General features: G+C 72.2%; 22 protein-coding genes, 1 tRNA gene and 1 pseudogene. 9 read left to right on the top strand and 15 right to left on the bottom strand.

Annotated features, from left to right (window positions below; genetic code table 11):
* Window positions 1–26: 26 nt before the first annotated feature.
* Window positions 27–491 (top strand): SgcJ/EcaC family oxidoreductase, encoded by a 465-nt coding sequence (locus VGN18_RS17240; RefSeq protein WP_327540950.1) that lies wholly within the window; start codon window positions 27–29, stop codon window positions 489–491.
* A gap of 2 nt (window positions 492–493) precedes the next feature.
* On the opposite strand, the gene VGN18_RS17235 is transcribed toward VGN18_RS17240, so the two are convergent.
* The 5 genes from VGN18_RS17235 to VGN18_RS17215 all read right to left on the bottom strand — a co-directional run bounded on the left by VGN18_RS17235 (window position 494) and on the right by VGN18_RS17215 (window position 4,551).
* Window positions 494–1,267: an SCO1664 family protein gene (locus tag VGN18_RS17235; RefSeq protein ID WP_327540949.1), complete on the bottom strand. Its 774-nt coding sequence runs from the start codon at window positions 1,265–1,267 to the stop codon at window positions 494–496.
* Window positions 1,264–1,833 (bottom strand): DUF3090 family protein, encoded by a 570-nt coding sequence (locus VGN18_RS17230; RefSeq protein WP_349259958.1) that lies wholly within the window; start codon window positions 1,831–1,833, stop codon window positions 1,264–1,266. Before VGN18_RS17230 ends, VGN18_RS17235 begins: the two co-directional genes overlap by 4 nt.
* Before the next feature lie 66 nt (window positions 1,834–1,899).
* Entirely contained in the window at window positions 1,900–2,604 is a 705-nt protein-coding gene (locus VGN18_RS17225; RefSeq protein ID WP_327540947.1) for a histidine phosphatase family protein, read from the bottom strand.
* Complete coding sequence (locus VGN18_RS17220) at window positions 2,604–3,467, bottom strand: undecaprenyl-diphosphate phosphatase (protein WP_327540946.1); 864 nt, start codon at window positions 3,465–3,467, stop codon at window positions 2,604–2,606. The genes VGN18_RS17225 and VGN18_RS17220 overlap by 1 nt, the downstream gene beginning before the upstream one ends.
* 31 nt (window positions 3,468–3,498) lie before the next feature.
* Window positions 3,499–4,551 carry an LLM class F420-dependent oxidoreductase gene (locus tag VGN18_RS17215; RefSeq protein ID WP_327540945.1) on the bottom strand — a complete coding sequence of 351 codons (1,053 nt, stop codon included), beginning with the start codon at window positions 4,549–4,551 and terminating at the stop codon, window positions 3,499–3,501.
* A 61-nt stretch (window positions 4,552–4,612) separates the two neighbouring features.
* On the opposite strand from VGN18_RS17215, the gene VGN18_RS17210 reads away from it, so the two are divergent.
* Window positions 4,613–5,578, top strand: a complete 966-nt coding sequence (locus VGN18_RS17210) for an aldo/keto reductase (protein WP_327540944.1) — start codon at window positions 4,613–4,615, stop codon at window positions 5,576–5,578.
* A complete protein-coding gene (locus VGN18_RS17205; protein ID WP_327540982.1) occupies window positions 5,575–7,473 on the top strand; it encodes an AAA family ATPase in 1,899 nt (632 codons plus the stop codon). Before VGN18_RS17210 ends, VGN18_RS17205 begins: the two co-directional genes overlap by 4 nt.
* Before the next feature lie 54 nt (window positions 7,474–7,527).
* On the opposite strand, the gene VGN18_RS17200 is transcribed toward VGN18_RS17205, so the two are convergent.
* Window positions 7,528–8,895 carry an NAD(P)-binding domain-containing protein gene (locus VGN18_RS17200; RefSeq protein ID WP_327540943.1) on the bottom strand — a complete coding sequence of 456 codons (1,368 nt, stop codon included), beginning with the start codon at window positions 8,893–8,895 and terminating at the stop codon, window positions 7,528–7,530.
* 73 nt (window positions 8,896–8,968) lie between these two features.
* Between VGN18_RS17200 and VGN18_RS17195 the strand changes: the two genes are divergently transcribed.
* The 4 genes from VGN18_RS17195 to VGN18_RS17180 are packed head-to-tail and all read left to right on the top strand — an operon-like array spanning window position 8,969 to window position 12,188.
* Window positions 8,969–9,604, top strand: a complete 636-nt coding sequence (locus tag VGN18_RS17195) for a TetR/AcrR family transcriptional regulator (RefSeq protein WP_327540942.1) — start codon at window positions 8,969–8,971, stop codon at window positions 9,602–9,604.
* Complete coding sequence (locus tag VGN18_RS17190; protein ID WP_327540941.1) at window positions 9,601–11,313, top strand: GMC family oxidoreductase; 1,713 nt, start codon at window positions 9,601–9,603, stop codon at window positions 11,311–11,313. Before VGN18_RS17195 ends, VGN18_RS17190 begins: the two co-directional genes overlap by 4 nt.
* On the top strand, window positions 11,310–11,945 hold the full coding sequence (locus tag VGN18_RS17185) for an acetoacetate decarboxylase family protein (RefSeq protein WP_327540940.1): 636 nt from the start codon (window positions 11,310–11,312) through the stop codon (window positions 11,943–11,945). The genes VGN18_RS17190 and VGN18_RS17185 overlap by 4 nt, the downstream gene beginning before the upstream one ends.
* Before the next feature lie 6 nt (window positions 11,946–11,951).
* Window positions 11,952–12,188 (top strand): DUF5703 family protein, encoded by a 237-nt coding sequence (locus VGN18_RS17180; protein ID WP_327540939.1) that lies wholly within the window; start codon window positions 11,952–11,954, stop codon window positions 12,186–12,188.
* Window positions 12,189–12,247: 59 nt separating this feature from the next.
* Here the strand turns inward: VGN18_RS17180 and VGN18_RS17175 are convergent, their stop codons facing one another.
* The 7 genes from VGN18_RS17175 to VGN18_RS17145 all read right to left on the bottom strand — a co-directional run bounded on the left by VGN18_RS17175 (window position 12,248) and on the right by VGN18_RS17145 (window position 19,800).
* Window positions 12,248–12,883 (bottom strand): response regulator transcription factor, encoded by a 636-nt coding sequence (locus tag VGN18_RS17175; protein WP_327540938.1) that lies wholly within the window; start codon window positions 12,881–12,883, stop codon window positions 12,248–12,250.
* A complete protein-coding gene (locus tag VGN18_RS17170) occupies window positions 12,880–14,277 on the bottom strand; it encodes a sensor histidine kinase (protein WP_327540937.1) in 1,398 nt (465 codons plus the stop codon). Before VGN18_RS17170 ends, VGN18_RS17175 begins: the two co-directional genes overlap by 4 nt.
* Window positions 14,237–14,752: a hypothetical protein gene (locus VGN18_RS17165; RefSeq protein ID WP_327540936.1), complete on the bottom strand. Its 516-nt coding sequence runs from the start codon at window positions 14,750–14,752 to the stop codon at window positions 14,237–14,239. Before VGN18_RS17165 ends, VGN18_RS17170 begins: the two co-directional genes overlap by 41 nt.
* 92 nt (window positions 14,753–14,844) lie before the next feature.
* Window positions 14,845–16,374: an ATP-dependent DNA ligase gene (locus VGN18_RS17160; protein WP_327540935.1), complete on the bottom strand. Its 1,530-nt coding sequence runs from the start codon at window positions 16,372–16,374 to the stop codon at window positions 14,845–14,847.
* A 39-nt stretch (window positions 16,375–16,413) separates the two neighbouring features.
* Window positions 16,414–17,907 (bottom strand): MFS transporter, encoded by a 1,494-nt coding sequence (locus VGN18_RS17155; protein WP_327540934.1) that lies wholly within the window; start codon window positions 17,905–17,907, stop codon window positions 16,414–16,416.
* Window positions 17,901–19,187 carry a M20/M25/M40 family metallo-hydrolase gene (locus tag VGN18_RS17150; protein ID WP_327540933.1) on the bottom strand — a complete coding sequence of 429 codons (1,287 nt, stop codon included), beginning with the start codon at window positions 19,185–19,187 and terminating at the stop codon, window positions 17,901–17,903. Before VGN18_RS17150 ends, VGN18_RS17155 begins: the two co-directional genes overlap by 7 nt.
* 40 nt (window positions 19,188–19,227) lie before the next feature.
* Window positions 19,228–19,800 carry a hypothetical protein gene (locus VGN18_RS17145; RefSeq protein ID WP_327540932.1) on the bottom strand — a complete coding sequence of 191 codons (573 nt, stop codon included), beginning with the start codon at window positions 19,798–19,800 and terminating at the stop codon, window positions 19,228–19,230.
* 203 nt (window positions 19,801–20,003) lie between these two features.
* Here VGN18_RS17145 and VGN18_RS17140 point away from each other — a divergent pair.
* A tRNA-Leu gene (locus tag VGN18_RS17140) sits at window positions 20,004–20,088 on the top strand.
* 61 nt (window positions 20,089–20,149) lie between these two features.
* Here VGN18_RS17140 and VGN18_RS17135 read toward each other — a convergent pair.
* Window positions 20,150–20,347: a hypothetical protein gene (locus VGN18_RS17135; RefSeq protein WP_327540931.1), complete on the bottom strand. Its 198-nt coding sequence runs from the start codon at window positions 20,345–20,347 to the stop codon at window positions 20,150–20,152.
* Between the two features lie 201 nt (window positions 20,348–20,548).
* Between VGN18_RS17135 and VGN18_RS17130 the strand changes: the two genes are divergently transcribed.
* A complete protein-coding gene (locus VGN18_RS17130) occupies window positions 20,549–21,073 on the top strand; it encodes a DUF2510 domain-containing protein (RefSeq protein ID WP_327540930.1) in 525 nt (174 codons plus the stop codon).
* 64 nt (window positions 21,074–21,137) lie between these two features.
* Here the strand turns inward: VGN18_RS17130 and VGN18_RS17125 are convergent.
* Window positions 21,138–21,539: pseudogene (locus VGN18_RS17125) on the bottom strand (hypothetical protein); the annotation flags it as partial.

The following is a 21,539-nucleotide window of genomic DNA, read 5'->3' as shown; positions in this document are numbered from 1 at the left end:
CGGGCGTCGTCACCGAGGAGGTCACCATGACCGGCACCGTACCCACCACCGCCCGGGACGCGATCCGCGATCTGGTCGACGCGCACGCCGCCGCGTTGAGCGCCGGCGACGCCGAGGCGGTCGCCGCGCTCTACGCGCCCGACGCCCGCAGCTTCGACCTGCGCCCGCCGCTGCAGTACCGCAGCAGCCGCGAGCAGCGGGCCGACGACCTGCGGGCCTGGTACGGCGGCTTCGCCGGCCCGGCACTGTTCGAGGTCCGCGAGCTGACCGTCGAAGCGTTCGGCGACGTCGCGTTCGCGCACGGCCTGGCCCGCCTGACCGCCACGCCGCACGGCAGCCCGGGCCCGTTCTCGCTCTGGTACCGCATGACGCTCGGGCTGCGCCGCGTCGACGGCTCCTGGCTCATCACCCACGAGCACAAGTCGACGCCGTTCTACATGGAGATGGCCGCCGACCACTCGTTCAAGGCTGCCGTCGACCTCGAGCCCTGACGTCAGATCGGGGGCCACGGGACGGGCGGCCAGTCGCCGCCCGGCTCGGGGTGACGGCCGGTCGACAGCAGCGCCTCGATGCGGGACTTCGTCCGCCACACCTCGCGCCGGGTGAGCAGCTCGCCGAGCCGCTCGCCGAGGTCGTCGTCGAAGGTGTCCAGCAGCCGGCGCAGGGTATCGCGGACCGGGCCGGGCAGCTTGGCCCCGGCCCACTGCCACAGCACCGTGCGCAGCTTGTCCTCGACGCTGAACGTGACGCCGTGGTCGACGCCGTAGACGTGTCCCGCGCGGGTCGGCAACAGGTGGCCGCCCTTGCGGTCGGCGTTGTTGACGACGGCGTCGAAGACGGAGATGAAGCGCAGCCGCTCTAGGTCGCGACGCCGCATGAAGCGGGCGATGTCGACCTCGTCGTCGGTCTCGACCCAGAGCTGCACCATGCCCGGCCCGGCGGGACCCTCGCGGTAGACCGTCGGCGGCACGATGAGCCAGCCGGTGGCGGCCGACACCTCGTAGGCCGCGACTTCGCGCTCGGCCAGCGTTCCGTCGGGGAAGTCCCACAGCGGCCGCTCCCCCGCCACCGGCTTGTAGACGCAGGCTGCCTGCCGGCCGTCCAGCTCGACGCCGCAGTAGAACGTCGCGTTGGACGCGTCGACGACGCGGCCCTCGATTGACAGCTCTCCCGCGCTCAGCAGCGTGACCGCGTCCTCGACGCTGATCCCGTCGCCACCGTCGACGGACAGCGCCAACGGCGGCGTGAGCTCCTCGGGTGCGGTCACTCGGCGGGGTTGAGCGGCATGCCGCGGCGGTAGCCGTTGAGCCGCGCGCACACGTGCCCGCCCGACCCCAGCGGCTGGCCGCACAGCGGGCACGGCGGGCGCCCGGCCGACACGAGCCGGCGGGCCCGTTCGATGAAGGCCCGAGCGCGGCGCGGTTCGAGCAGGACGCGCAGCGCGTCCGGCCCGTCCTCGACGTCCTCGAGCAGGGTCTCCTCGGCGATCTCCGGCTCGTCGGCCGGCGCTTGGGCCTCGATGACGATCAGCCCGGCGTCGCCGTCCCAGGCGAGCCCCATGGCGGCGACGCGGAATTCCTCGTCGATCGGCTGGGACAGCGCCTCGGTGTCGGTGTCGCTCGCCGGCAGGGCCGTGCCGGTGCGGGCGACGATCTCGTCGAGCAGCTGCTCGAGCCGGTCGGCGAGCACGACCACCTGCTGCTTCTCCAGCGAGACGGACACGACGCGCGGGCCGTCGACGGCCTGCAGGTAGAACGTCCGCTCCCCCGGCGTGCCGACGGTGCCGGCGATGAACCGGTGGGGACGTTCGAAGACATAGAGCTGGCGCATGATGCGCTTAAGCCTAGGGTGTCGCGCGGCGTCGCGCCGCCTTCGGGGACGTGATCCCTGACCGGTTCGTCAGACCTCGCCGCCGCCGGCCCCGCCGCCGATGGTCGCGTCGTCACCGGTGCGGCGACGACGCCGCTTCTTCGGCGGTGCGAAGCCGGCGAGGTCGCCGCCGGTGTCGTTGACCCGGATCACGTAGGGACGTGTCGCGGTGTAGCGGATCACCGACACCGAGCACGGGTCGGGCACGATGCGCTGGTACTGGTCGAGGTGCAGGCCCAGGGCGTCGGCGACGATGGCCTTGATGATGTCGCCGTGGGTGCAGGCGACCCAGACCGCATCGTCCCCGAGTCGGGCGTCCCAGTCGCGCACCGCGCCCACGGCCCGCATCGACATCTCGGCCAGCCCCTCGCCGCCCGGGAAGTGCACGGCCGAGGGCTGGGCCTGGACGACCTTCCACAGCGGTTCCTTGACCAGGTCCTTGATCTGGCGCCCGGTCCAGTCGCCGTAGTCGCACTCCTGCAACCGGTCGTCGACGTGCCACGCGGGTTCGCGCTGCGCCGCGGTCTGGGCGTCGCTGATCGCCTGCGCGGTCTCCTGGCAGCGGTCCAGCGGGCTGGTGACGATCGCGCTCAGCGGCACGGCGGCGATGCGCTCGGCCACCGCGGCCGCCTGCTTGTCACCCCGCTCGTCGAGGTGGACGTCGGGGGTACGCCCGGCGAGCACCGGCCCGGTCATCGCCGTCAGCCCGTGCCGGACGAGCAAGAGGGTCGACATCAGTTGGTCGCGTCGAGCACGCCGGTGGAGAGCAGCACGATCAGCAGCACGCCGAGCGCGATGCGGTAGTAGATGAAGACGTAGGTGGTGTGGTTGGCCAGCCATTTCATCAGCCAGGCGATCGAGGCCAGTCCGACGATGAAGGCGAACACCAGCGCGATGCCGGTGAGCCCGGCGCCGGGGCCGACGTGCGAGGAGTCGTTGGCCGACTTGACCGCCTCGTAGCCGCCGGACAGCACGACGGCCGGGATCGACAGCAGGAACGAGAAGCGGGCAGCGGCCTCGCGGGTCAGGCCCCGGAACAGCCCGGCGGTGATCGTGACACCGGAGCGTGAGGCGCCGGGGATGAGCGACAGCGCCTGGGCCGTGCCGACCGCGATGGCGTCGGTGCGGTTGATCTGCTCCTCGTCGCGCTCGCGGCGGCCGACCTTCTCGGCGGCGAAGAGCACGATCGCGAGCCCGATGAGGGTGGAGGCGATCAGCCAGAGGTTGCGCGCGCCGGTCTCGATCTGGTGGCTGAACAGCAGCCCGAAGACGCCGACCGGGATGGTCGCCAGGATGAGGTACCAGCCGAGCTTGTACTCCAGCGAGTGGCGCACCGACTTGTCATAGAGCCCGCGGAACCAGGCAACCGACACCTGCAGCAGTTCGCGCCAGAAGTACAGGACGATCGCCGCCGACGTGCCGAGCTGGACGATCGCGGTGAATGCCGCCCCGGGGTCGTTGGTCGAGGCATGGCCGGCGTAGTGGAAGTGCCAGCCGAAGATCGCCGGGACGATGCGCAGGTGCGCGGTCGAGGAGATGGGGAGGAATTCGGTGAGGCCCTGGACGATGCCCAGGACGATGGCCTGCAGGAACGTCATGCGCCGGTCCCAGTGGGGCGAGGGGCGGGCGTCATGAGGCGACTCCTGATTTCTCGAGGGCCTCCGCGGCGGTGCGGAGGGCGGTGATGCGTTCGTCGGCGTTGCCGCCGAACGGGGACAGCGACAGCGTGGTGACGCCGGACTCGGCGAACTCGACCATGCGCGCGGCGATGCGCTCGACCGGGCCGAGCAGCGACGTGGCGTCGACGAACTCGAACGGCACGGCCGCGCAGGCGGCGTCGTAGTCGCGGGCCAGGTACAGGTTCTGCACCTGCTCGGCCGCCTCGCCGAAGCCCATCCGGTGCGCGAGCGCGTTGTAGAAGTTCTGCTCGCGGCTGCCCATGCCGCCGACGTACAGCGCGGCGTACGGGCGCACCGGCGCCGCGCACACGTCGAGATCGTCGCCGATGACGATCGGCACGGTGGCCGAGATGTCGAAGGTCGTCATGTCGCGCCCGGCCAACGCCATCCCGGCCTTGATGTGCGCGAGCGACTCGGCGGCGTGGGCCGGGGCGTAGAACACCGGCAGCCAGCCGTCGGCGATCTCGCCGCACAGCTCGAGGTTCTTCGGCCCGATCGCGGCCAGGTAGATCGGGATGTGTTCGCGCACCGGGTGCAGCATCAGGTGCAGGGCCTTGCCCGGGCCGTCGGGCAGCGGCAGCTGGTAGGTGGCGCCGACGTAGCGCACCCGCTCGCGCGAGAACGCCAGGTTCAGGATGTCGACGTACTCGCGGGTGCGGGCCAGCGGCTTGGCGAACCGGACGCCGTGCCAGCCCTCGGACACCTGCGGCCCGGAGACGCCGATGCCGAGCCGGAAGCGTCCCTCGGACAGTGTGTCCAGGGTCGCCGCGGTCATCGCGGTCATGGTCGGGGTGCGGGCCGGGATCTGCAGCACGGCGCTGCCGATGTCGATCTTCTCGGTCTTGGCGGCGATGTAGGACAGCACGCTCACCGCGTCCGATCCGTAGGCCTCGGCGGCCCACACCACCGCGAAACCGAGTCGCTCGGCCTCGCGGACCAGAGCGAGGTCTTCGCCGCTGCCTCCACGCATGCCCCAGTAACCGACGTTCAATCCAAGCCGCACCGCGCCACCATAGCGAGCACCGTGCGCGGCCTCCTCGCGACGAGCCGGTAGTTTTCCCAGCGTGAAACAGCGCACTGTCGGACGGAGCGGGCTCAAGGTCTCGCATCTGGGCCTCGGCACCATGACCTGGGGTATCGAGACCGATGCCGACGAGGCCGCGGCCCAGCTGGTGGCCTTCCACGACGCGGGCGGCACGCTCGTCGACACGGCGGCGTCCTACGGTTACGGCGAGTCCGAGGCGATGCTCGGCCAGCTGATGGCCGATGTCGTGCCTCGGGTCGACCTCACCATCGCCACGAAGGCCGGCATCACCCGCACCCCCGAGGGACGCATCGTCGACGCCTCGCGCGGCATGCTGCTGCGCCGCCTCGACGAGTCGCTGCGCAAGCTCGGCACCGACTGGATCGACCTCTGGTACGTCCACTACGTCGACGACAGCGTGCCGTTCGACGAGACGCTCGCCGCGCTGGACCACGCGGTCAGCTCGGGCAAGGTGCGCTACGTCGGAGTCTCGAACTACTGCGGCTGGCGCCTCGGCCGGGCCGCGGGCTGGCAGCAGGCCGTGCCGGGTCGGGCGCCGATCGTGGCCAACCAGGTGCGGTACTCACTGCTCGACCGCGGCATCGAGCGCGAGGTCGTGCCGGCCTGCGACGCGCTCGGGGTCGGTGTCATGCCCTACTCCCCGTTGGGCGGCGGGGTGCTGACCGGCAAGTACCGCGACGGCGTGCCGGCCGACTCGCGGGCCGCGGCGTCGCGCACCCTGCCGCTCGACGACAGCGCCGGCGCGGCCGGGATCGTCGAGGCGGTGGCCACCGCGGCCGAGGGGCTGGCGACCTCGTCGGTGTCGGTGGCGCTGGCCTGGCTGCGCGACCGTCCGGGCGTGGTGGCCCCGATCCTCGGGGCCCGCACCCTCGGGCAGCTGACCGCGGCGCTGGCCAGCGAGGCGCTCGAGCTGCCGCGCGAGATCGTCTCGGCGCTCGACGACGTCTCGGCCCCGGCGATCGAGTACCCCGAGGACGTGCGCTGAGCCCGGATCCGGTCTTCGCGGCGTTCTGCGACGCCGGGCTGTGGCCCGGGCTGGGCAAGCGCCTCGCCGCTGAGCTCGACGGCACCGGGATCCACGGGCCCGAGGACGTCAGCGCGGCCAACCTCGCCCTGCTGCCCAAGGTCGGCCCGCTGCGGGCCGGCCGGCTGCTGTCGGCGTTCATCGCCGCCGGGCCGGCCTACGAGGTCGCCCAGCTGATCGTGCCCGCCGGGCTGGACGCCCGGGTGGCCGGCCGCGCGGTCGACCTGCTCGGTCCGCCGGCGCCGCGGCTGCTGCGCGACGACCCGTGGCGCTTACTCTCCGTGTTCGGGGTTACTCCGGGTGAGGCCGATCGGGTCGCGCGCGCGGCGATCCCGGGCGTGGGCCGCGACGATCCGCGCCGGGCCCGCGCGCTCGTCGGCTGGGTCCTGGCCCGCGGGTCCCGCGACGGCCACACCGTCGACGTCCGGAGCGACGTGGCGTCGGCGCTGCTCGAATTCGGCGCCGGTGACGCCGAGGCCGCCGTCGACGCCGCCGTCGAGTCGGCCGCGGTCGTCGAGTCCGACGACGGCATGGTCGGGCTGGCCCGCTACGCCGAGGCCGAGGACGGCATCGCGCAGGGCATCGCCCGGTTGATCGCGACGGCCGAGCCGATAACGGTGTCGAAGACGCGGGCGAAGAAGGCATCCCTGGACGAGGCCCAGGCCGCGGCGGTCGCGGCCGCCCTGGCCGGTGGGGTCACCGTGCTCACCGGCGGCCCCGGCACCGGCAAGAGCCGCACCGTCGCCACGCTGGTCACCCTCGCCGAGAGCGCCGGGAAGACCGTGGCGCTCGCCGCCCCCACCGGGCGCGCGGCCAAGCGGCTCGAGGAGCTGTGCGACTCCCCCGCCTCGACCCTGCACCGCCTGCTCGGCGCCCAGCCGCGGGTCTCGGGCGATGCCGTCAGCTTCGACGGCGGCTTCGCCCGCGGTGAGGACTGGCCGCTCGACGAGGACGTCGTCGTCGTCGACGAGGCCTCGATGCTCGATGTCGAGCTGGCCGACGCGCTGCTGACCGCCTGTGCGGACGGCACCCACCTCGTGTTCGTCGGCGACGCCGCCCAGCTGCCGTCGATCGGACCGGGCCGCGTGCTCGGCGACCTGATCGACTCCGGGCGGGTGCCGGTGACCGAGCTCCGCACCCTGTACCGGCAGAACGAGGGCGGCACGATCGCCCGGCTGGCCACCGAGGTGCGCGAGGGCTCGCTGGCCGCGGTCGACGACCCGACGCACGAGGTCGTGATCGTCGCCGCCCGTGGCTCGGCCGAGGCGTCGCACCGGGTCGTCCAGCTCGTCACCGACTCGATCCCGCGCGCGCTCGGCATCCCCTCGGCGCAGGTGCAGGTGGTGACGCCGGTGCATCGCGGTCCGGCCGGTACCCAGCAGCTCAACGCCGCGCTGAAGGCCACGCTGAACCCGGGTTCGGGCAAGCGCCGCTTCGATCCGGGCGACCGCGTCGTCGCGACCGCCAACCACCTCGAGGCGGAGCCGAACGGCTACGCCAACGGCGAGGTCGGCGTGGTGTCCGCCGTCGGCGCCGAGGGGGCGGTGACGGTCGAGTTCGCGTCCGGGCCGGCCGAGGTGAAGGGCAAGGCGCTGGCCGACCTGCTGCACGGCTGGGCGATCACGGTGCACCGGGCCCAGGGCTCGGAGTTCCCGGCCGTCGTCGTGGTGCTGCCGCCCGAGGCCGGCGGGCTCATGTCGCGTCCGCTCGTCTACACCGCGCTCACCCGGGCGCAGAGGCACCTGTCCGTGGTGCACGCAGCCGGCCCGGCCGTCGCGCGGGCGGTGCGCCAGGTCGGCGCCATCCCCCGCCGCACCCGGCTCATCCCGCTGCTGCAGGAGTACGTCGAGGCCTGACCTTGCGTGGACGATCAGGTCCTCCCCTCGCCGGAACGGTCGCGCCGCTTGGAGTCACGCGGTCGCGGCGACCTCGTCGCGGGCGAGCGCGCGCGACTGGCCGCGCCGCCGCGCGCCGTCGGCCCGCTCCTTCCTCAGTTCGGCGAGGTGGTCGAGGAAGTCCACCTGGATCGTGTGGCGCTTCGACCTCACGTACCGCTTGACCAGACCGCGGTGGTAGGCCGCGATCTCGTCCGACATCTCCGATTCCGACGGCAGCGTGGCGGTGCCCTCGAGCAGGTCGGCCACCCACTCCGACTGCGCCTCGGCCAGCGGCATGATCGCGCCGAGCGGCTGCACGAGCCCGACGAAGTACAACCCCGGGTGCTGCGGGTCGACGACGCGGTGGAACAGCGAGATCTCGTTGTCGTGGGCGGCGAGCAGCGACTCGTCGAAGAACGGGAACGTGATCTTGTAGCCGGTGCAGTAGACGATCGTGTCGATCTGCTCGGACGTGCCGTCGACGAAGCGCACGGTGTCGCCGTCGATCCGCTCGATGTTCGGCTTCACCGCGATGTCGCCGTGGCCGAGCCGGGTGAGCAGGTCGTCGCTGATCGTCGGGTGGGCCGAGGCGATCTTGTGGTCGGGCTTGGGCAGCCCGTACTTCGTGACGTCGCCCCGCACCGCCTTCATGATCAGCCCGAGCATCGCCCGCTGCATGGGCCACCAGCCGATGCGGGCGATCGGCGACGTGGTCAGGTGATCGGTCGGGATGCCGAAGACGTACTTGGGCACGACGTGCGCGCCGCGGCGCATCGCCAGGAACGTCCGCTCCGAGACCTTGGACGTCTCGACCGCGATGTCGCACGCCGAGTTGCCGATGCCGAGCACGAGCACCCGCTTGCCCTCGTACCCGTCGAAGGTCTTGTAGTGGTGCGAGTGCGTCTGGGTGCCGGTGAAGGTGTCGGCGCCGGGGAACGCCGGCTCGGGCCAGCGGGCGTCCCAGTGATGGCCGTTGGCGACGATCACGGCGCCGTAGCGCGTCGTGGTCAGCCGCTTGCCGCCGCGCTTGCGCACCGACACGTCCCAGCCGCCGCCCTCGCCCGGCGCCACCCTGACTACCTCGGTGCGGAACGCGATGTGCTCGCGGAAGCCGAAATGGTCGACGAAGCGGTCGAAGTACTGGGCGATCTGCACGTGGTTCGGGTACGTCGGGTAGTCGTGCCGCATCGGGTAGGACTTGTACTCCATGATCTCGCGCGAGGTGTTGATGTGCAGCGAGCGGTACGACGACGACATGCCGTTGTCGTTCAGGTAGCGCCAGTTGCCGCCGACCTCCGAGCCCGCCTCGTAGCAGTCGAACTCGATGCCCCGCGCCTGCAGGACCTGGCAGGCCGCGATGCCCGAGGAACCGGCCCCGATGATGCAGACGCGATCGGTCATGCCAACCTCCACTTGCGCGTATATGACCAGGTGGTCATACACTAACGATGACACAGCAGGGAGGGTCGCGCAAATGCCTCGTCCGACGTGGGACAACCTCGACGCCGACCGGCGCGAGCGGGTGCTGCACGCCGCCATGGCCGAGTTCGGACGGCACGGCTACTCCGGCGGCAGCCTGAACGTGATCGCCCGCGAGGCCGGCGTCGCGAAGGGCTCGCTGTTCCAGTATTTCGACGACAAGTTCGACTTCTTCGCCCACGTCGCCGAGCAGGCCTCGCTCGGCATCTACGCCGTCATGCAGCCCTACCTCGAGAAGGCCGACACGCCGTTCCTCGAACACTTCACCGGCCTCGTCGAGGTCTGGATCGACTACATGCACACGCATCCGCTGGAGCGTGGCATCACCGCGGCCACGACCATGGAGCTCGACCCGCAGGTGCGCACGGCGGTGCGCGAGCCGGTGCACCGCCTCTACGCCCAGGGCCTGCGCCCGCTGCTCGAGCAGGCGCAGCGCGACGGCGAGCTGGCCGCCGACGCCGACATCGACGCGCTGCTGTCGCTGCTCATCCTGCTGCTTCCGCACCTCGCCCTCGCCCCGTTCGAGCCCGGACTCGACTCGGCCCTCGCGCTCCACGGCACGAACGCCGCGACCCGACGCCGCAACGCCCACCGCCTCGTCACGACCCTCTTCGCCGGAGCCGCCGCATGACCCACTACGACGTCCTGATCATCGGCTCGGGTTTCGGCGGCAGCGTCAGCGCGCTGCGGCTGACCGAGAAGGGCTACCGCGTCGGGGTCATCGAGGCCGGCCGCCGCTTCGCCGACGCCGACTTCCCCAAGTCGTCGTGGCACGTGCGGGACTACCTCTTCGCCCCGGCGGCCGGGTGCCACGGCATCTTCCGCGTCACCCCGCTGCGCGACGTGCTGGTGCTCACCGGGGCGGGCGTGGGCGGCGGGTCGCTCGGCTACGCGAACACGCTCTACCAGCCGCCGCCCGGCGTCTACGCCGACCCGCAGTGGGCCCACATCACCGACTGGCAGGCCGAGCTCGCGCCGTACTACGACCAGGCCCGGCGCATGCTCGGCGTCGCGACCTACCCGGGCACCTCCCCGGCCGACCGGGTGATGCGCGACGTCGCCGACGAGATGGGCATCGGCGCCACCTACCGCAACGCCGACGTCGGTGTCTTCTTCGGCGCACCCGGCACCCGGCCCGGCACCGACGTGGCCGACCCCTACTTCGGCGGCGCCGGCCCGACCCGCCGCTCCTGTACGCACTGCGGCGAGTGCATGACCGGCTGCCGGCACAACGCGAAGAACACGCTGGTGAAGAACTACCTCTACCTGGCCGAGCAGGCCGGCGCCGAGGTGCACCCGTCGACGACGGTGCACGGGGTGACGCCCCGGCGCAGCAGCGGGTACGAGGTGCGCACCCACCGCACCGGCCGCCGCCCCACCGGCCGCCGCGCGCAGGCCCGGACGTTCACCGCCGACCAGGTGATCTTCGCCGCCGGCGCGCTCGGCACGGCCAAGCTGCTGCACGCGCTGCGCGAGGACGGCTCGCTGCCGAACATCTCCTCGGGAGTCGGGCGCCTCACCCGCACCAACTCCGAGGCGATCCTCGCCGCCCGCGCCCGCGGCCACGACGTCGACTACAGCCGGGGCGTGGCGATCACCTCGTCGATCCACCCGGATCCGGTGACGCACGTCGAGCCGGTCCGCTACGGCCGGGGCAGCAACCTGCTCGCCCTGCTCGGCACCGTGCTCGTCGACGGCGACCAGCCGATCGCCCGCTGGCGGGTCGGTCTGCGCGAGATGCGCAAGCGGCTGCGCGAGCTGCCGGCGATGCACAACCCGAGGCACTGGTCGGAGCAGACCATCGTCCTGCTGGTCATGCAGAGCCTGGACAACTCGATCACCACCTCGCTGAAGCGGCGCCGGTTCGGGCGCCGCCGGCTCACCAGCCGTCCCGGGGCGGGGGAACCGAACCCGACCTGGATCCCGGCCGGGCACGAGGTCACCCGCCGCGTCGCCGAGCACATCGACGGCGTCGCCGGCGGCACGTGGGGTGATCTCGTCGACGTGCCGGTCACCGGGCACCTGATCGGCGGCTGCGTCATCGGCGACTCCCCCTCCACCGGCGTCGTCGACGCGTATCACCGGCTGTTCGGCCACGACGACTTGCATGTGCTCGACGGTTCGACGGTGTCGGTGAACCTCGGCGTCAACCCCTCGCTCACCATCACCGCCCAGGCCGAGCGGGCGATGTCGATGTGGCCGAACCGGGGCGAGGCCGACGCCAGGCCACCGCTCGGCGCCGGCTACGAGCGGATCGCTCCCGTCGCGCCCCAGCGCCCCGTCGTCCCCGAGGCCGCCCCCGGCGCGCTGCGGCTTCCTCTCATCACGGAGGCGTCATGAGCTTTCCGCCCGAGCCGTGGGACCTCCGCGGCCAGCTGCACGCCTCGGCGTTCGTCGTCCCGCTCGCCGACGTGCCGGTCGACCTGCCGCCGGGCTGCCGTCCGGTACGGCTCGGCCGCTTCGGCGTCGTCGGCACCGCCTGGGTCTCCTACGAGCCCGGCGGCGTGCTCAGCTACCGCGAGGTGATGGCCACGCTCCTGGTGCGGCGCGGCCGGCGGGTGCTGCCGACCATCGTCCGCATCTGGGTCGACAGTGAGCAGTCCCGCGACGGCGGCCGCGCGCTGTGGGGTATCCCGAAGGACCTCGCCTCGTTCGACTTCGACGGCGACCGCCGCTCGGCCCGGGACGAGAAGGGCGCCATCGCCGAGGGCACCGTCCGCCCGCTGCTGCGCCTGCCCGGGCGCTGGCCGGCCGGCTTCTCGGTCGTCCAGTGGCTCGCGGGGGCGGCCAAGGTGAGCCCGGTGCGGGCACGGGCCGCGGTGTCCCTCGATCGCGCGACCTTCACGGCCGATCCCGGCGGACCGCTCGGCTTCCTGGCCGGCCGCCGCCCCCTGCTGTCGTTCAGCCTGAGCGATTTCCGGATGGCCTTCGGACGGGCGGGTGGTGTCACCGCGGCCGGGAGCGTTCAATAGTCCGGTATGACGGCCGTGCGTGAGCGCTCCGAGGGCGAGGCAGATCCAGACTGGGAGTACGCGCCGCTGCGCATCCCGGCCGACGTGACCCGGTTGAACGCAGCGGCGCAGCTCTCGCTCCACGCCGAGTTCGGCGGCTGGGAGCTCGCCCGGGTCGTCCGGTACGTGGACGGCAGCCGCCGGGTGACCCTGCGCCGCAAGCGGCGCAGGACCCCCCTCCCCCTGCCCGGACTCTCCGTCTAGAGGGCGACGCGCCTCCGCATACCTGCGCGCCGCGGGCGGCGTCGCCAGCGGCCGAAAGGCTAGTACTCGATCACGGGGCTGAGGTGCTCGCGCGCCCACAGCGCGGCCGAGGTGCGGTCGTTCACGCCTATGCGCCGGAACACGTTGCTGACGTGGACCTTCACGGTCTGCTCGGAGATGCCGAGCGCGCGCGCGATCTGTTTGTTCGCCAATCCCTTGCTCACCAGCAGAAGCACCTCGCGCTCGCGCGCGCTGAGCGGCTGCACCGCCGGCTCGGGCGGGCGCCGGCCGGGCAGCAGCGCCCCGGCCACCCGCGGATCGAGCGGGGCGTCACCGCGGTGGGCGGCGCGCACGGCATTGAGCAGGTCGGCCGGCTCGCAGTCCTTGAGCAGGTAGCCGACCGCCCCCGCCGCGATCATCTGGGCGACGCGGGTCTGGTCGCTGAACGAGGTGAGCGCGACGATGCGCAGGTCGGGGTTGCCGACGACGAGCGTCCGGGTCGCCTCGATGCCGTCCATGCCGGGCATCGACACGTCCATCAGGACGACGTCGGGCCCGGTCTCGCGCACCGCCTCGATCGCGCGATGACCGTCGGCGGCCTCGCCCACGACGACCATGTCGGGAACGGATTCGAGCAGGCCGGCCAGGCCGGCCCGGACGAGTCGGTGGTCGTCGACCAGCAGCACCCGGATCATGTGAGCTCCACATCCATGCGTACGCGCGTACCCCCACCCGGGGCGGAGGACAGCGCGAGCGCCGCCCCCACCTGCTCGGCGGCGTCGGTCATCAGGGCGAGTCCGAAGTGCCCGTCGGGGCTGGCGTCCGGGCCCGCGACGAACCCGGAACCGTCGTCGGCGACGAGCAGCCGGGCGTGCGGACCCGACCGGTGCAGGCGCAGTTCGACCCGGCCCGGACGGGCGTGCTTCGCCGCGTTGCGCAGGGCCTCCTGCGCCACCCGGAAGACGGCCTCCTGCTCGTCGGCCGCGAGCCGCTCGGCGACGTCGGGATCGATGTCGACCAGCACCTCGGCGTCGTGCGCCGCGACGCTCGAGGTCAGGTCGCGTAGCGCGGTCTCGAGTCCGGCGGAGCGCAGGCCGGCCGGGTAGATGTCGACGAGCAGCGAGCGCATGCCGCCGAGGGTGGTGCGCACGGTGGCCGCGGTGGCGTGCAGGCGCGCGGCCTCGACGGTGTCCCCGCCGGCGGCGGCACGTTCGGCCGCGGCCGAGACGGCGAACGACGCGGCGGCGAGTTGCTGCACCGCGCCGTCGTGCAGCGTCGCGGCGATGCGGCGCCGCTCGCCGGCCGAGGCGTCGATGGCCCGCAGCAGGGCCCGCTCGCGCGCGTGCTGCGCCCGCCGGGTGCGGCTGACCAGGGCCCACGCCACCGGCAGCAGCAGCACGAACACCGCGGCCAGGCTGCTGAGCAGGATGCCGGAGAAGCCGCGCCACAGGTCGTCGGCCCGGGCGGTGACGACCGAGTACGGGTAGTAGGCCTCGAACAGCAGCGGCACCCCGGTCGGCGTCCACACCGGCCGGTACACCTCGAGCAGCCGGCGGTCGCGCCGCTCGAACACGTTCTCCGGCCGGGTCAGATCGCTGATGCCGGCCACCGTGCTCGGCGTCGTCAGCGACGACACCGCCTCGTCGTCGAGGGTGAACACGCGGCCGATGAGCCGGCTGTCGTCGGAGAAGAGGATGCGCCCGTCGGCCGTCCAGATCTTCACCCGCGACACCGACGCGACGGTCAGGCTGTCGCGGACGATCGGCGCGAGCACCCGGCGCGCCAGCGCGCTGTCGGTGAGCATCGCGTCGGTGAGGGCGGGCTGGATCGTGCTCTGCGCCAGCAGATCGGTGGTCTGGGCGGCGTCGTGCACGCCCTGCTGCTCGGCCGAGCGCCGGCTGACCACGGACCCGACGAGCGCCACCGCGGCGAGGACGACGACCACCGCGGCCGCGAGTTGCACCACGACCCGCCGGAACCGCACCGGCCGTTCGCGCCGGCGCCGGGCGCTCGGCGCCGCGGCGAGCACGACCCAGTCGTCCTGCCCGTCAGGCGTGGTTCGTGGCGTCGCCGCCATGTCGACGGTCACTCGTGCTCCCCCCGGTCGGCGCGTCGTGCGAGGTGGTGCCCGATGCCGGGCCCGGGCCGCCCCGGGAGTCGCCGCCCTCGGAGGTGCGGGCCACCGTGCTCGGGTGCTCCTCGCGGCCGGTTCCGGTGCTGCGCGCCGCGGTCGGTCCGTCGTCGCGCGAGCCGCGGCTGCGCGTCGGAACGGGGTCGGCCGCCGTCGGGGCCGGGCCGTCGCCGGGAGGCCCTCCGTCGGACGGCCCGCCGTCGGAGGGCCGGTCGTCGGCGGCCTCGGCGCGTGATCGGGTCGCGCTCGGGGCGGGCGCGACGGACACCTCCGACGACCCGTCGACGAGCTCGACCGCTCGCGCCTGCGACGGCACGTGGACCGGCAGCTGGTGGCTGAACGACGGGTTCCCGCTCAGCCCGATGACCGCCGGCAGCGCGGCCACGGCGGCTGCCGCGACCAGGCTGCCGCCGAGCACGAGCAGGCGGTTCATGGGTGGCTCCCCCGTCGTCGGACGTACCTCGTCGACCCATTACCGCTCACCGTCAGGGCCGCCCGCCATCACCCTTTGGTGCTAGTACCTCCTTACTCGCGCTCGTAGAACGCGCGCACGGTGTCGAGGGTGTCGGCCTCGTCGGGTCGCTTGTCGTCGCGGTAGCGCAGCACCCGGGCGAAGCGCAGCGCCATGCCGCCGGGGTAGCGGGTCGACCCCTGCACGCCGTCGAAGGCGATCTCGACGACCTGTTCCGGCCGTACGCGCACGACGTAGCCGTCGGTCGGGCCGTCGGCGAGACCGAGGAAGCGCTCGGTCTGCCAGGCCAGCATCTTGTCGGTCATGCCCTTGAAGGTCTTGCCCAGCATCACGAAGCCGCCGGCCGGATCACGGGCGCCGAGGTGGATGTTGGAGAGCCTGCCGGTGCGCCGGCCCGAGCCCCATTCGACGGCGAGCACGACGAGATCGAGGGTGTGCACCGGTTTGACCTTGAGCCAGCCGGCGCCGCGGCGGCCCGCCTCGTAGGGCGCGGTCAGCGACTTCGCCATGACCCCCTCGTGCCCGGCGGCCAGCGTGCGCTCGAGGAATGCCTGCGCGTCGTCGGCCGACGACGCGACCAGACGATCGACCCGCTGGTGGTCGGGCACCACCGCGGCGAGCGCCTCGGCCCGCGCCTCGCCCGGCTCGTCGAGCAGGTCGACGCCGTCGAGGTGCAGCACGTCGAAGAAGAACACCGACAGCGGCTGGGTGGCGCGGGCGGCCGCGATGTCAGCGCTGCGGCCGAAACGTGAGGCCGTGACCTGGAAGCGGTGCGGGCGGTTGTCCGGGCGGAGTGCGATGGCCTCGCCGTCGGCGACGAGCGACGTGACGGGCAGGGCGAGGGTCGCTTCGACGACCTCGGGCAGGCGGGCCGTGACGTCGTCGAGCGAGCGGGTGTAGACCGAGACGTCGGTGCCGTCGCGGTGGATCTGCACCCGGGCGCCGTCCAGCTTGGCCTCGAACACCGCGGTGCCGCCGAGGCGGGTGAGCGCGTCGCCCACGTCGCTCGCCGTCTGGGCCAGCATCGGACCCACCGGCCGCCCGACCTGCAGGCTGAAAGCCGCCAGCGCGCCCTCCCCGTCGGCGAGCGCAACCGCGGCGACCGTCGGCAGGTGGCCGCCGAGCATCGCCGCCCGCCGCACCGCCGGCGCCGGCACCCCGGCGGCCTTGGCCACCGCGTCGGCCATGACGCCGAGCAGCGCGCCCTGGCGCAGCTCGTCCCCGAGCAGGCGGCGCAGGAAGGTCTGCTCGACGTCGGTGGCCGCCCCGAAGAGGTCGGCCAGTAGGGCGGCGCGGCGGCCCTGCGAGCCCGGTCCCGACGTCGCGCCGATCTCGGTGAAGGTGGCGTCGACCGCGACGACGAGCAGCGACGGGTCGGTGGCCGGCGCCGGCAGCGACTTCAGCGCGGCCCAGCCGACGCCGATCTGGCGCTGCGGCAGCTCGCCCGACAGCCACGACACGATGATCGCCACCTCGCCCGGCTCGGCCCCGGCGAGCAGCTCGGCGATGCGCGCGGTCTTGGCCAGCCGCGACGAGGTGGCGCCCACATCGGCGGAAGCGGAGGCGACATCGACGACCAGCATCCGATCACTCTGGCATGCGGGTACGACATCCCCGGCCGGCTACTCGGGGTCGTCGCCCACCAGGGTGCCGGCGGCCACGATGGCCATGGCGGGGTGGCGCAGCGAGCCCTGCTCGATCTGGTGCGCATCGCGTTCCGGCGTCGTGGTCGGGATGAGCAATCCGGCCAGTGCGGCGAGCACGAGGACGGCGGCCAGCACCAGGTAACTCGTCACGTATCCCGACTCGGTCGGCAACCCGCTCGCCTGCAGCTGCGCGGTGACGACGCTCGCGACGACGGCCGCCCCGATCGACCCACCGATCGTGCGGATGTTCGCGTTCATCCCGCTCGCGACACCGGTCTGGTGCGACGGTACGACGTCGACGATGATGTTCGACATCGCCGAGAACGCGAGCCCGAAACCGACCCCGAGCAGGCCCGTCGCCACCGACACCTCCCAGATTCGGTCGTGCGCGAGAGCCAGCATCAGGAATGGCAGGACGCTGACGGCCGAGCCGGCGATGAGCACCGACCGCGAGCCGAACCGGGACGACAGCGGCGCCGCGAGCTGACCGAACACGAACATGGCCACGGCCATCGGCAGCACGATGAAGCCGGACTCGGTGACCGAGGCGCCGAACCCGTACCCGGCAGAGCGCGGGGTCTGGATGAACTCGGGCAGGAACGCGAAGACGGTGTAGAGGCCGGCGCCGAACAGGAACGCGACGAGGTTGGTCGACCACACCGCCGGCGCGCGCATCATCCGCATGTCGATCAGGGGTTCGCGGGCCCGGAGTTCGACCCGGATCCACGCCGCGGCGAGGACGACGGAGGCGACGATGAGGCCGATGACGGTCACCGAGGTCCAGCCCCAGCGCGGCGCCTCACTGATGGCCAGCAACAACGCGACCAGCCAGCTCGACAGCAGGATCGCGGCGAGCCAGTTGACCCGCCCGGCTGTGCGTACCGGCGACGGCGGCACGACGAAGTGCGTCGCCACGGCCGCCGCACCGACCATGATCGCCGGGATCCAGAACAGCCAGTGGTAGTCAAGGGTATTGACGATCGGGCCGGCGAGGACGAGGCCGGCGCCGCCGCCCACGGCAAGCAGTGCGGCGACGGTACCGACCGCCGCCGGCACCTTGGGCCGGGGAAACTCGTCGCGGATGATGCCGAACGCCAGCGGGATGACGCCGCCGCCGACACCCTGGATCGCCCGGGCCACGATCATCACGCCGATGGACGAGGCGAGCGCGGCCAGCACGGAACCGACGGCGAGCACGCCGAGGGCAACCACCAGCATGCGGCCCTTGCCGATCATGTCCCCGACCCGTCCGATGATCGGGGTGAAGACCGACGCCGACAGCAGGTAGGCGGTGAGCACCCACGTCACCGTCGCCTGGTCGGTGTGCAGTTCGGTCTCGAGCAGCGGCAGCACCGGTGAGACGAGCGACTGCAGCAGCGAATACGCGCTGGTGCCGACCGCGAGCACGGCGTAGGTCGCCCGGTAGGGCCTTCTCCTGGTGCTGGGTCCCGGCGGCGATTCGGTCAGCACGAGCGGAGCAGTCGCTCCAGCACGCGCACCCCGAACTGCAGCCCCTCGACCGGGACGCGCTCGTCGATGCCGTGGAACATCGACATGAAGTCGAGATCCGACGGCAGCAGCAGGGGTGAGAAGCCGAAGCAGCGCATGCCGAGGGTGGAGAACGACTTGGCGTCGGTGCCGCCGCTCATCAGGTACGGCAGCGGGATCGCGCCCGGGTCCTCGGCCTTGAGCGCGGCCGACATCGCGTCGACGAGGGCGCCGTCGAAGGAGGTCTCGACCGCGATGTCGCTGACCTCGATCTCGCGCTCGACGTGCTCGCCGAGCAGCTCGTCGATGGTGTCGAGCAGCGCCTGCTCCTCGCCGGGCAGGAAGCGGCAGTCGATCGTCGCCTCGGCCGTGGACGGGATGACGTTGGCCTTGTAGCCGGCCTGCAGCATGGTCGGGTTGGCCGTGTTGCGGATAGTCGCGCCGAGCATGCGGGCCGCGCCGCCGAGCAGCGGCAGCCACTCGTCCGCCTTCTCCGGGTCGAGGTCGCGCTGCAGCACCTCGCTCAGGCCCTTGACCAGTGCCCGAACCGTGTCGGTGATGACGATCGGCCACTCGTGGGTGCCGATGCGCGAGACGGCCTCGGCCAAGCGGGTGACGGCGTTGCTGTCGTGCACCATCGAGCCGTGCCCGGGCACGCTCTTCGCCTTCAGACGCAGCCAGTCGATGCCCTTCTCGGCGGTCTGCACGGCGTAGATGCGGGCCTGCTCGTTGAGCGAGATGCTGTACCCACCGACCTCACTGATCGCCTCGGTGCAGTCGGCGAACAGGTCGGGGTGGTGGTCGACGAGGTAGTGCGCCCCCTGGCGACCGCCCGCCTCCTCGTCCGAGACGAACGCGAGGACGATGTCGCGCGGCGGCTTCTCGCCGGTGCGGGCCCAATCGCGCACGAGGGCCAGAACCATCGCGTCCATGTCCTTCATGTCGATGGCACCGCGGCCCCAGACGAAGCCGTCCTTGACCTCGCCGCCGAACGGGTCGACCGTCCACTCACTCGCATCGGCCGGGACGACGTCGAGGTGACCGTGGATCAGCAACGGTGCCCGCGACGGGTCGCTGCCCTCGATCCGCGCGATCGTCGACGCCCGACCCTTCGACGCCTCGATGATCTGCGAGTCGATGCCGACCTCGTCCAGCTTCGCGGCGACCCACTCGGCGGCGGGTCGTTCGGGATGGGTCGGGTTGGAGGTGTTGATGCGGATCAGCTCGACCAGCAGGTCCGTGACCTCGTCCTGGGCACTCATGACTTCAGTCCTACCAGTCCGGGCACCGGGCGCGGACCGATCAGCGGGAGTGGCGGGCCGTTCGCGGTGAGCGCCGGCCCCCCATGACCACGACCGTGCCGACGGCCAGGGCGCAGGCGAGCACGACGCTGCTGAGCAGCATCACCGGGTTGCCGGGCTCGAAGGCGCTCTGCAGCAACGACGGCGCGCCCAGCACGCGGTGCCGCGCCGGAACCGCGGTCTTCGTGGCGGTGACGGTGGCCGTGACCCGGGTCGTCGCGGCGGGCGGACCGGGCGCGGGCGGCGGTGCCTGGAGTGCCACCGCGGTCGACGGCCGCGGTCGCACGGGCACCGACGACGGGGGCGGCGCCGGAGGATGGCTCGTGCGCGGTGGTGTCGTCGGCGAGGTCGACGGAGCCGGGCTCGTGGGCCCGGCCGGCGTGGTCGGCGCCGCACTGCCGAGCAGCCCCCCGAGGTCGAGCGGCAGGTTCAGGTTGACGTGGATCGGGCCGACCGTGACGTTCAGGGGCAGGCCACCGTTGGGCGATGGGTTCGGGGTCGGCGTGCCGGCCCAGGCGGGCGTGGCGACGCCGACGGTGAGCGCCGCCAGCGCGACGCCCAGAAGCGTCCGCACGCCTGCGCTGCTCCGCTGCACGTAGTTCCCCTCGTTGGTCCCGTCCTCGCGACCCTGGCGAGGTAGGTTAGCTCTGTGTGAAGTAGGGCCGCATCCGCTAGGTCGGCATTACCTGACGAAAGCATAAATTCCGACCTGCCCCGCTCGCGACGAGGCGCGCGGAAGGCGGGTCGAGCAGTGGGTTAGAGTTAGCGCCGCACTCGGTCCGGGTGGCGGAATGGCAGACGCGCTAGCTTGAGGTGCTAGTGCCCTTTACGGGGCGTGGGGGTTCAAGTCCCCCCTCGGACACAAAATGATCTTGTTCGGCTCGCCGACGGTGCGAAGCCGATCGGCCTAGACGGATCGCGACTCAGGGCGCCGACTGACGACGACTCCGGCGGCGCTCGAACGCCAGTGTTGTGGCCTGCGCGCCCGTCATCACGATCAAGCCCCACAGCAGGCCGCGGCCCCAGCTGTCGCCTTCCCACCACACGCTGAGCGCGGCCATGATGACCGCACCCGTTATCACCCCAAGCACGAGTGGGACGACCGCGACGACGCGACTCACGCATCGATCATGGCATGAACCGTCCGTTCGCGGGAGCGGTGGATGCGTCCAACGAACGCGTCATCTCGCATGGGCCGTCCAGGTCGTCCTAGCTTGAGTCGATCCGTCGTGGCGACGCGTGCACAAGTGGATCGAGACCCTGGACAGCCCGCTCACCGGACGGGATGCTCGCCGAAATCGCGGCATGAGGGAGTCGTTGATATGGACGCTGGCTGGTATCCCGACCCGAACGACCCATCGCGGTCGAGCTACTGGGACGGCAGGCAATGGACGGCCCAGGGTCCCGCGCCCCAGGCGCCTCAACCCCAGGGATTCCCGAGCCAAGCTCCCCAGAAACGCAACAACCGGGCGTGGCTGCTCGGCGGCATCGGGGCCGCCGTTGTCGCCATCGTCGTCGTGATCGTGGTGCTCGCGACAAACGGCAGCAGCGGAAGCGACCGCAGCCTCAGCACGTTCTGCTCCGAGCAGCAGAGCTTCAGGACAGGCTTGAGCCATCGGGTTTTCACTGGTCTCAACCCGCCGAGCGCGGCCGACTACACGCAGGTCGCGGCGGAGCTGCGCAAGCTGGCCGGCGAAGTGCCGTCGACGTCAGTCCAGCACGATCTGACGGTTCTCGCCGATGCGGCCGACCAGGCATCGAAGACAGGATCGGGTTTCGTCGGATCGCCGGCTGTTACAGCGGCGAGCAACCGCATCGCCGTCTATGTCCATCAGAACTGCAAGTAGCTCCTTACAGCGTCCTACTTGATCGGAACCAGGAGCCGCGCTCCTGGTTCCGATCGCAGCAGACTCAGTGCAGCAGGTCGAGCTTGTTGGTCGCATCGTCGACGAAGTAGACGTGGCCGTGCGGTGCGATCGCCAATCCGAACAACGCCCCAGCGCCAGCCGGTGAACCCGAGCTATCGAGCTGCCTGGTGGCGACCTGAGCGCCGTTACGTGCGGTCTCGACAGCGAGCCCGTTGCCCGCGTTGACCGATACGAGGTGACCATTCGGTGCGATGACCAGACCGAGCGGACTGTTCAGGTGGCCGTTCGCGGTGACGTCGGTGCCGGTGTCGGCGGTGGACATGCGCGTCGCGGCGCGGTGAATCGCCGATATGCGGTTCTCGGCGGTGTCGGCGACGAACAGGATGCCGGTGCGCCTGTCGTAGGCGACGCCGGTCGGACCGACCACCAATGCGGCAGGGTCAGA

Origin of the sequence: Jatrophihabitans sp., from assembly GCF_036000465.1 — a bacterium.
In the GTDB taxonomy this organism is placed as follows: Bacteria; Actinomycetota; Actinomycetes; order Mycobacteriales; family Jatrophihabitantaceae; genus Jatrophihabitans.
Note: the sequence above shows the minus strand (reverse complement) of the source record. Positions and strands in the feature narration are given on the sequence as shown.

Coding starts and splice junctions, on each gene's coding strand:
- VGN18_RS17185 (WP_327540940.1), top strand. CDS start 11,310: ATGAGCTTTCCGCCCGAGCCGTGGGACCTCCGCGGCCAGCTGCACGCC.
- VGN18_RS17220 (WP_327540946.1), bottom strand. CDS start 3,467: ATGACGTTCCTGCAGGCCATCGTCCTGGGCATCGTCCAGGGCCTCACC.
- VGN18_RS17190 (WP_327540941.1), top strand. CDS start 9,601: ATGACCCACTACGACGTCCTGATCATCGGCTCGGGTTTCGGCGGCAGC.
- VGN18_RS17195 (WP_327540942.1), top strand. CDS start 8,969: ATGCCTCGTCCGACGTGGGACAACCTCGACGCCGACCGGCGCGAGCGG.
- VGN18_RS17130 (WP_327540930.1), top strand. CDS start 20,549: ATGGACGCTGGCTGGTATCCCGACCCGAACGACCCATCGCGGTCGAGC.
- VGN18_RS17165 (WP_327540936.1), bottom strand. CDS start 14,752: ATGAACCGCCTGCTCGTGCTCGGCGGCAGCCTGGTCGCGGCAGCCGCC.
- VGN18_RS17160 (WP_327540935.1), bottom strand. CDS start 16,374: ATGCTGGTCGTCGATGTCGCCTCCGCTTCCGCCGATGTGGGCGCCACC.
- VGN18_RS17200 (WP_327540943.1), bottom strand. CDS start 8,895: ATGACCGATCGCGTCTGCATCATCGGGGCCGGTTCCTCGGGCATCGCG.
- VGN18_RS17225 (WP_327540947.1), bottom strand. CDS start 2,604: ATGTCGACCCTCTTGCTCGTCCGGCACGGGCTGACGGCGATGACCGGG.
- VGN18_RS17150 (WP_327540933.1), bottom strand. CDS start 19,187: ATGAGTGCCCAGGACGAGGTCACGGACCTGCTGGTCGAGCTGATCCGC.
- VGN18_RS17175 (WP_327540938.1), bottom strand. CDS start 12,883: ATGATCCGGGTGCTGCTGGTCGACGACCACCGACTCGTCCGGGCCGGC.
- VGN18_RS17180 (WP_327540939.1), top strand. CDS start 11,952: ATGACGGCCGTGCGTGAGCGCTCCGAGGGCGAGGCAGATCCAGACTGG.
- VGN18_RS17240 (WP_327540950.1), top strand. CDS start 27: ATGACCGGCACCGTACCCACCACCGCCCGGGACGCGATCCGCGATCTG.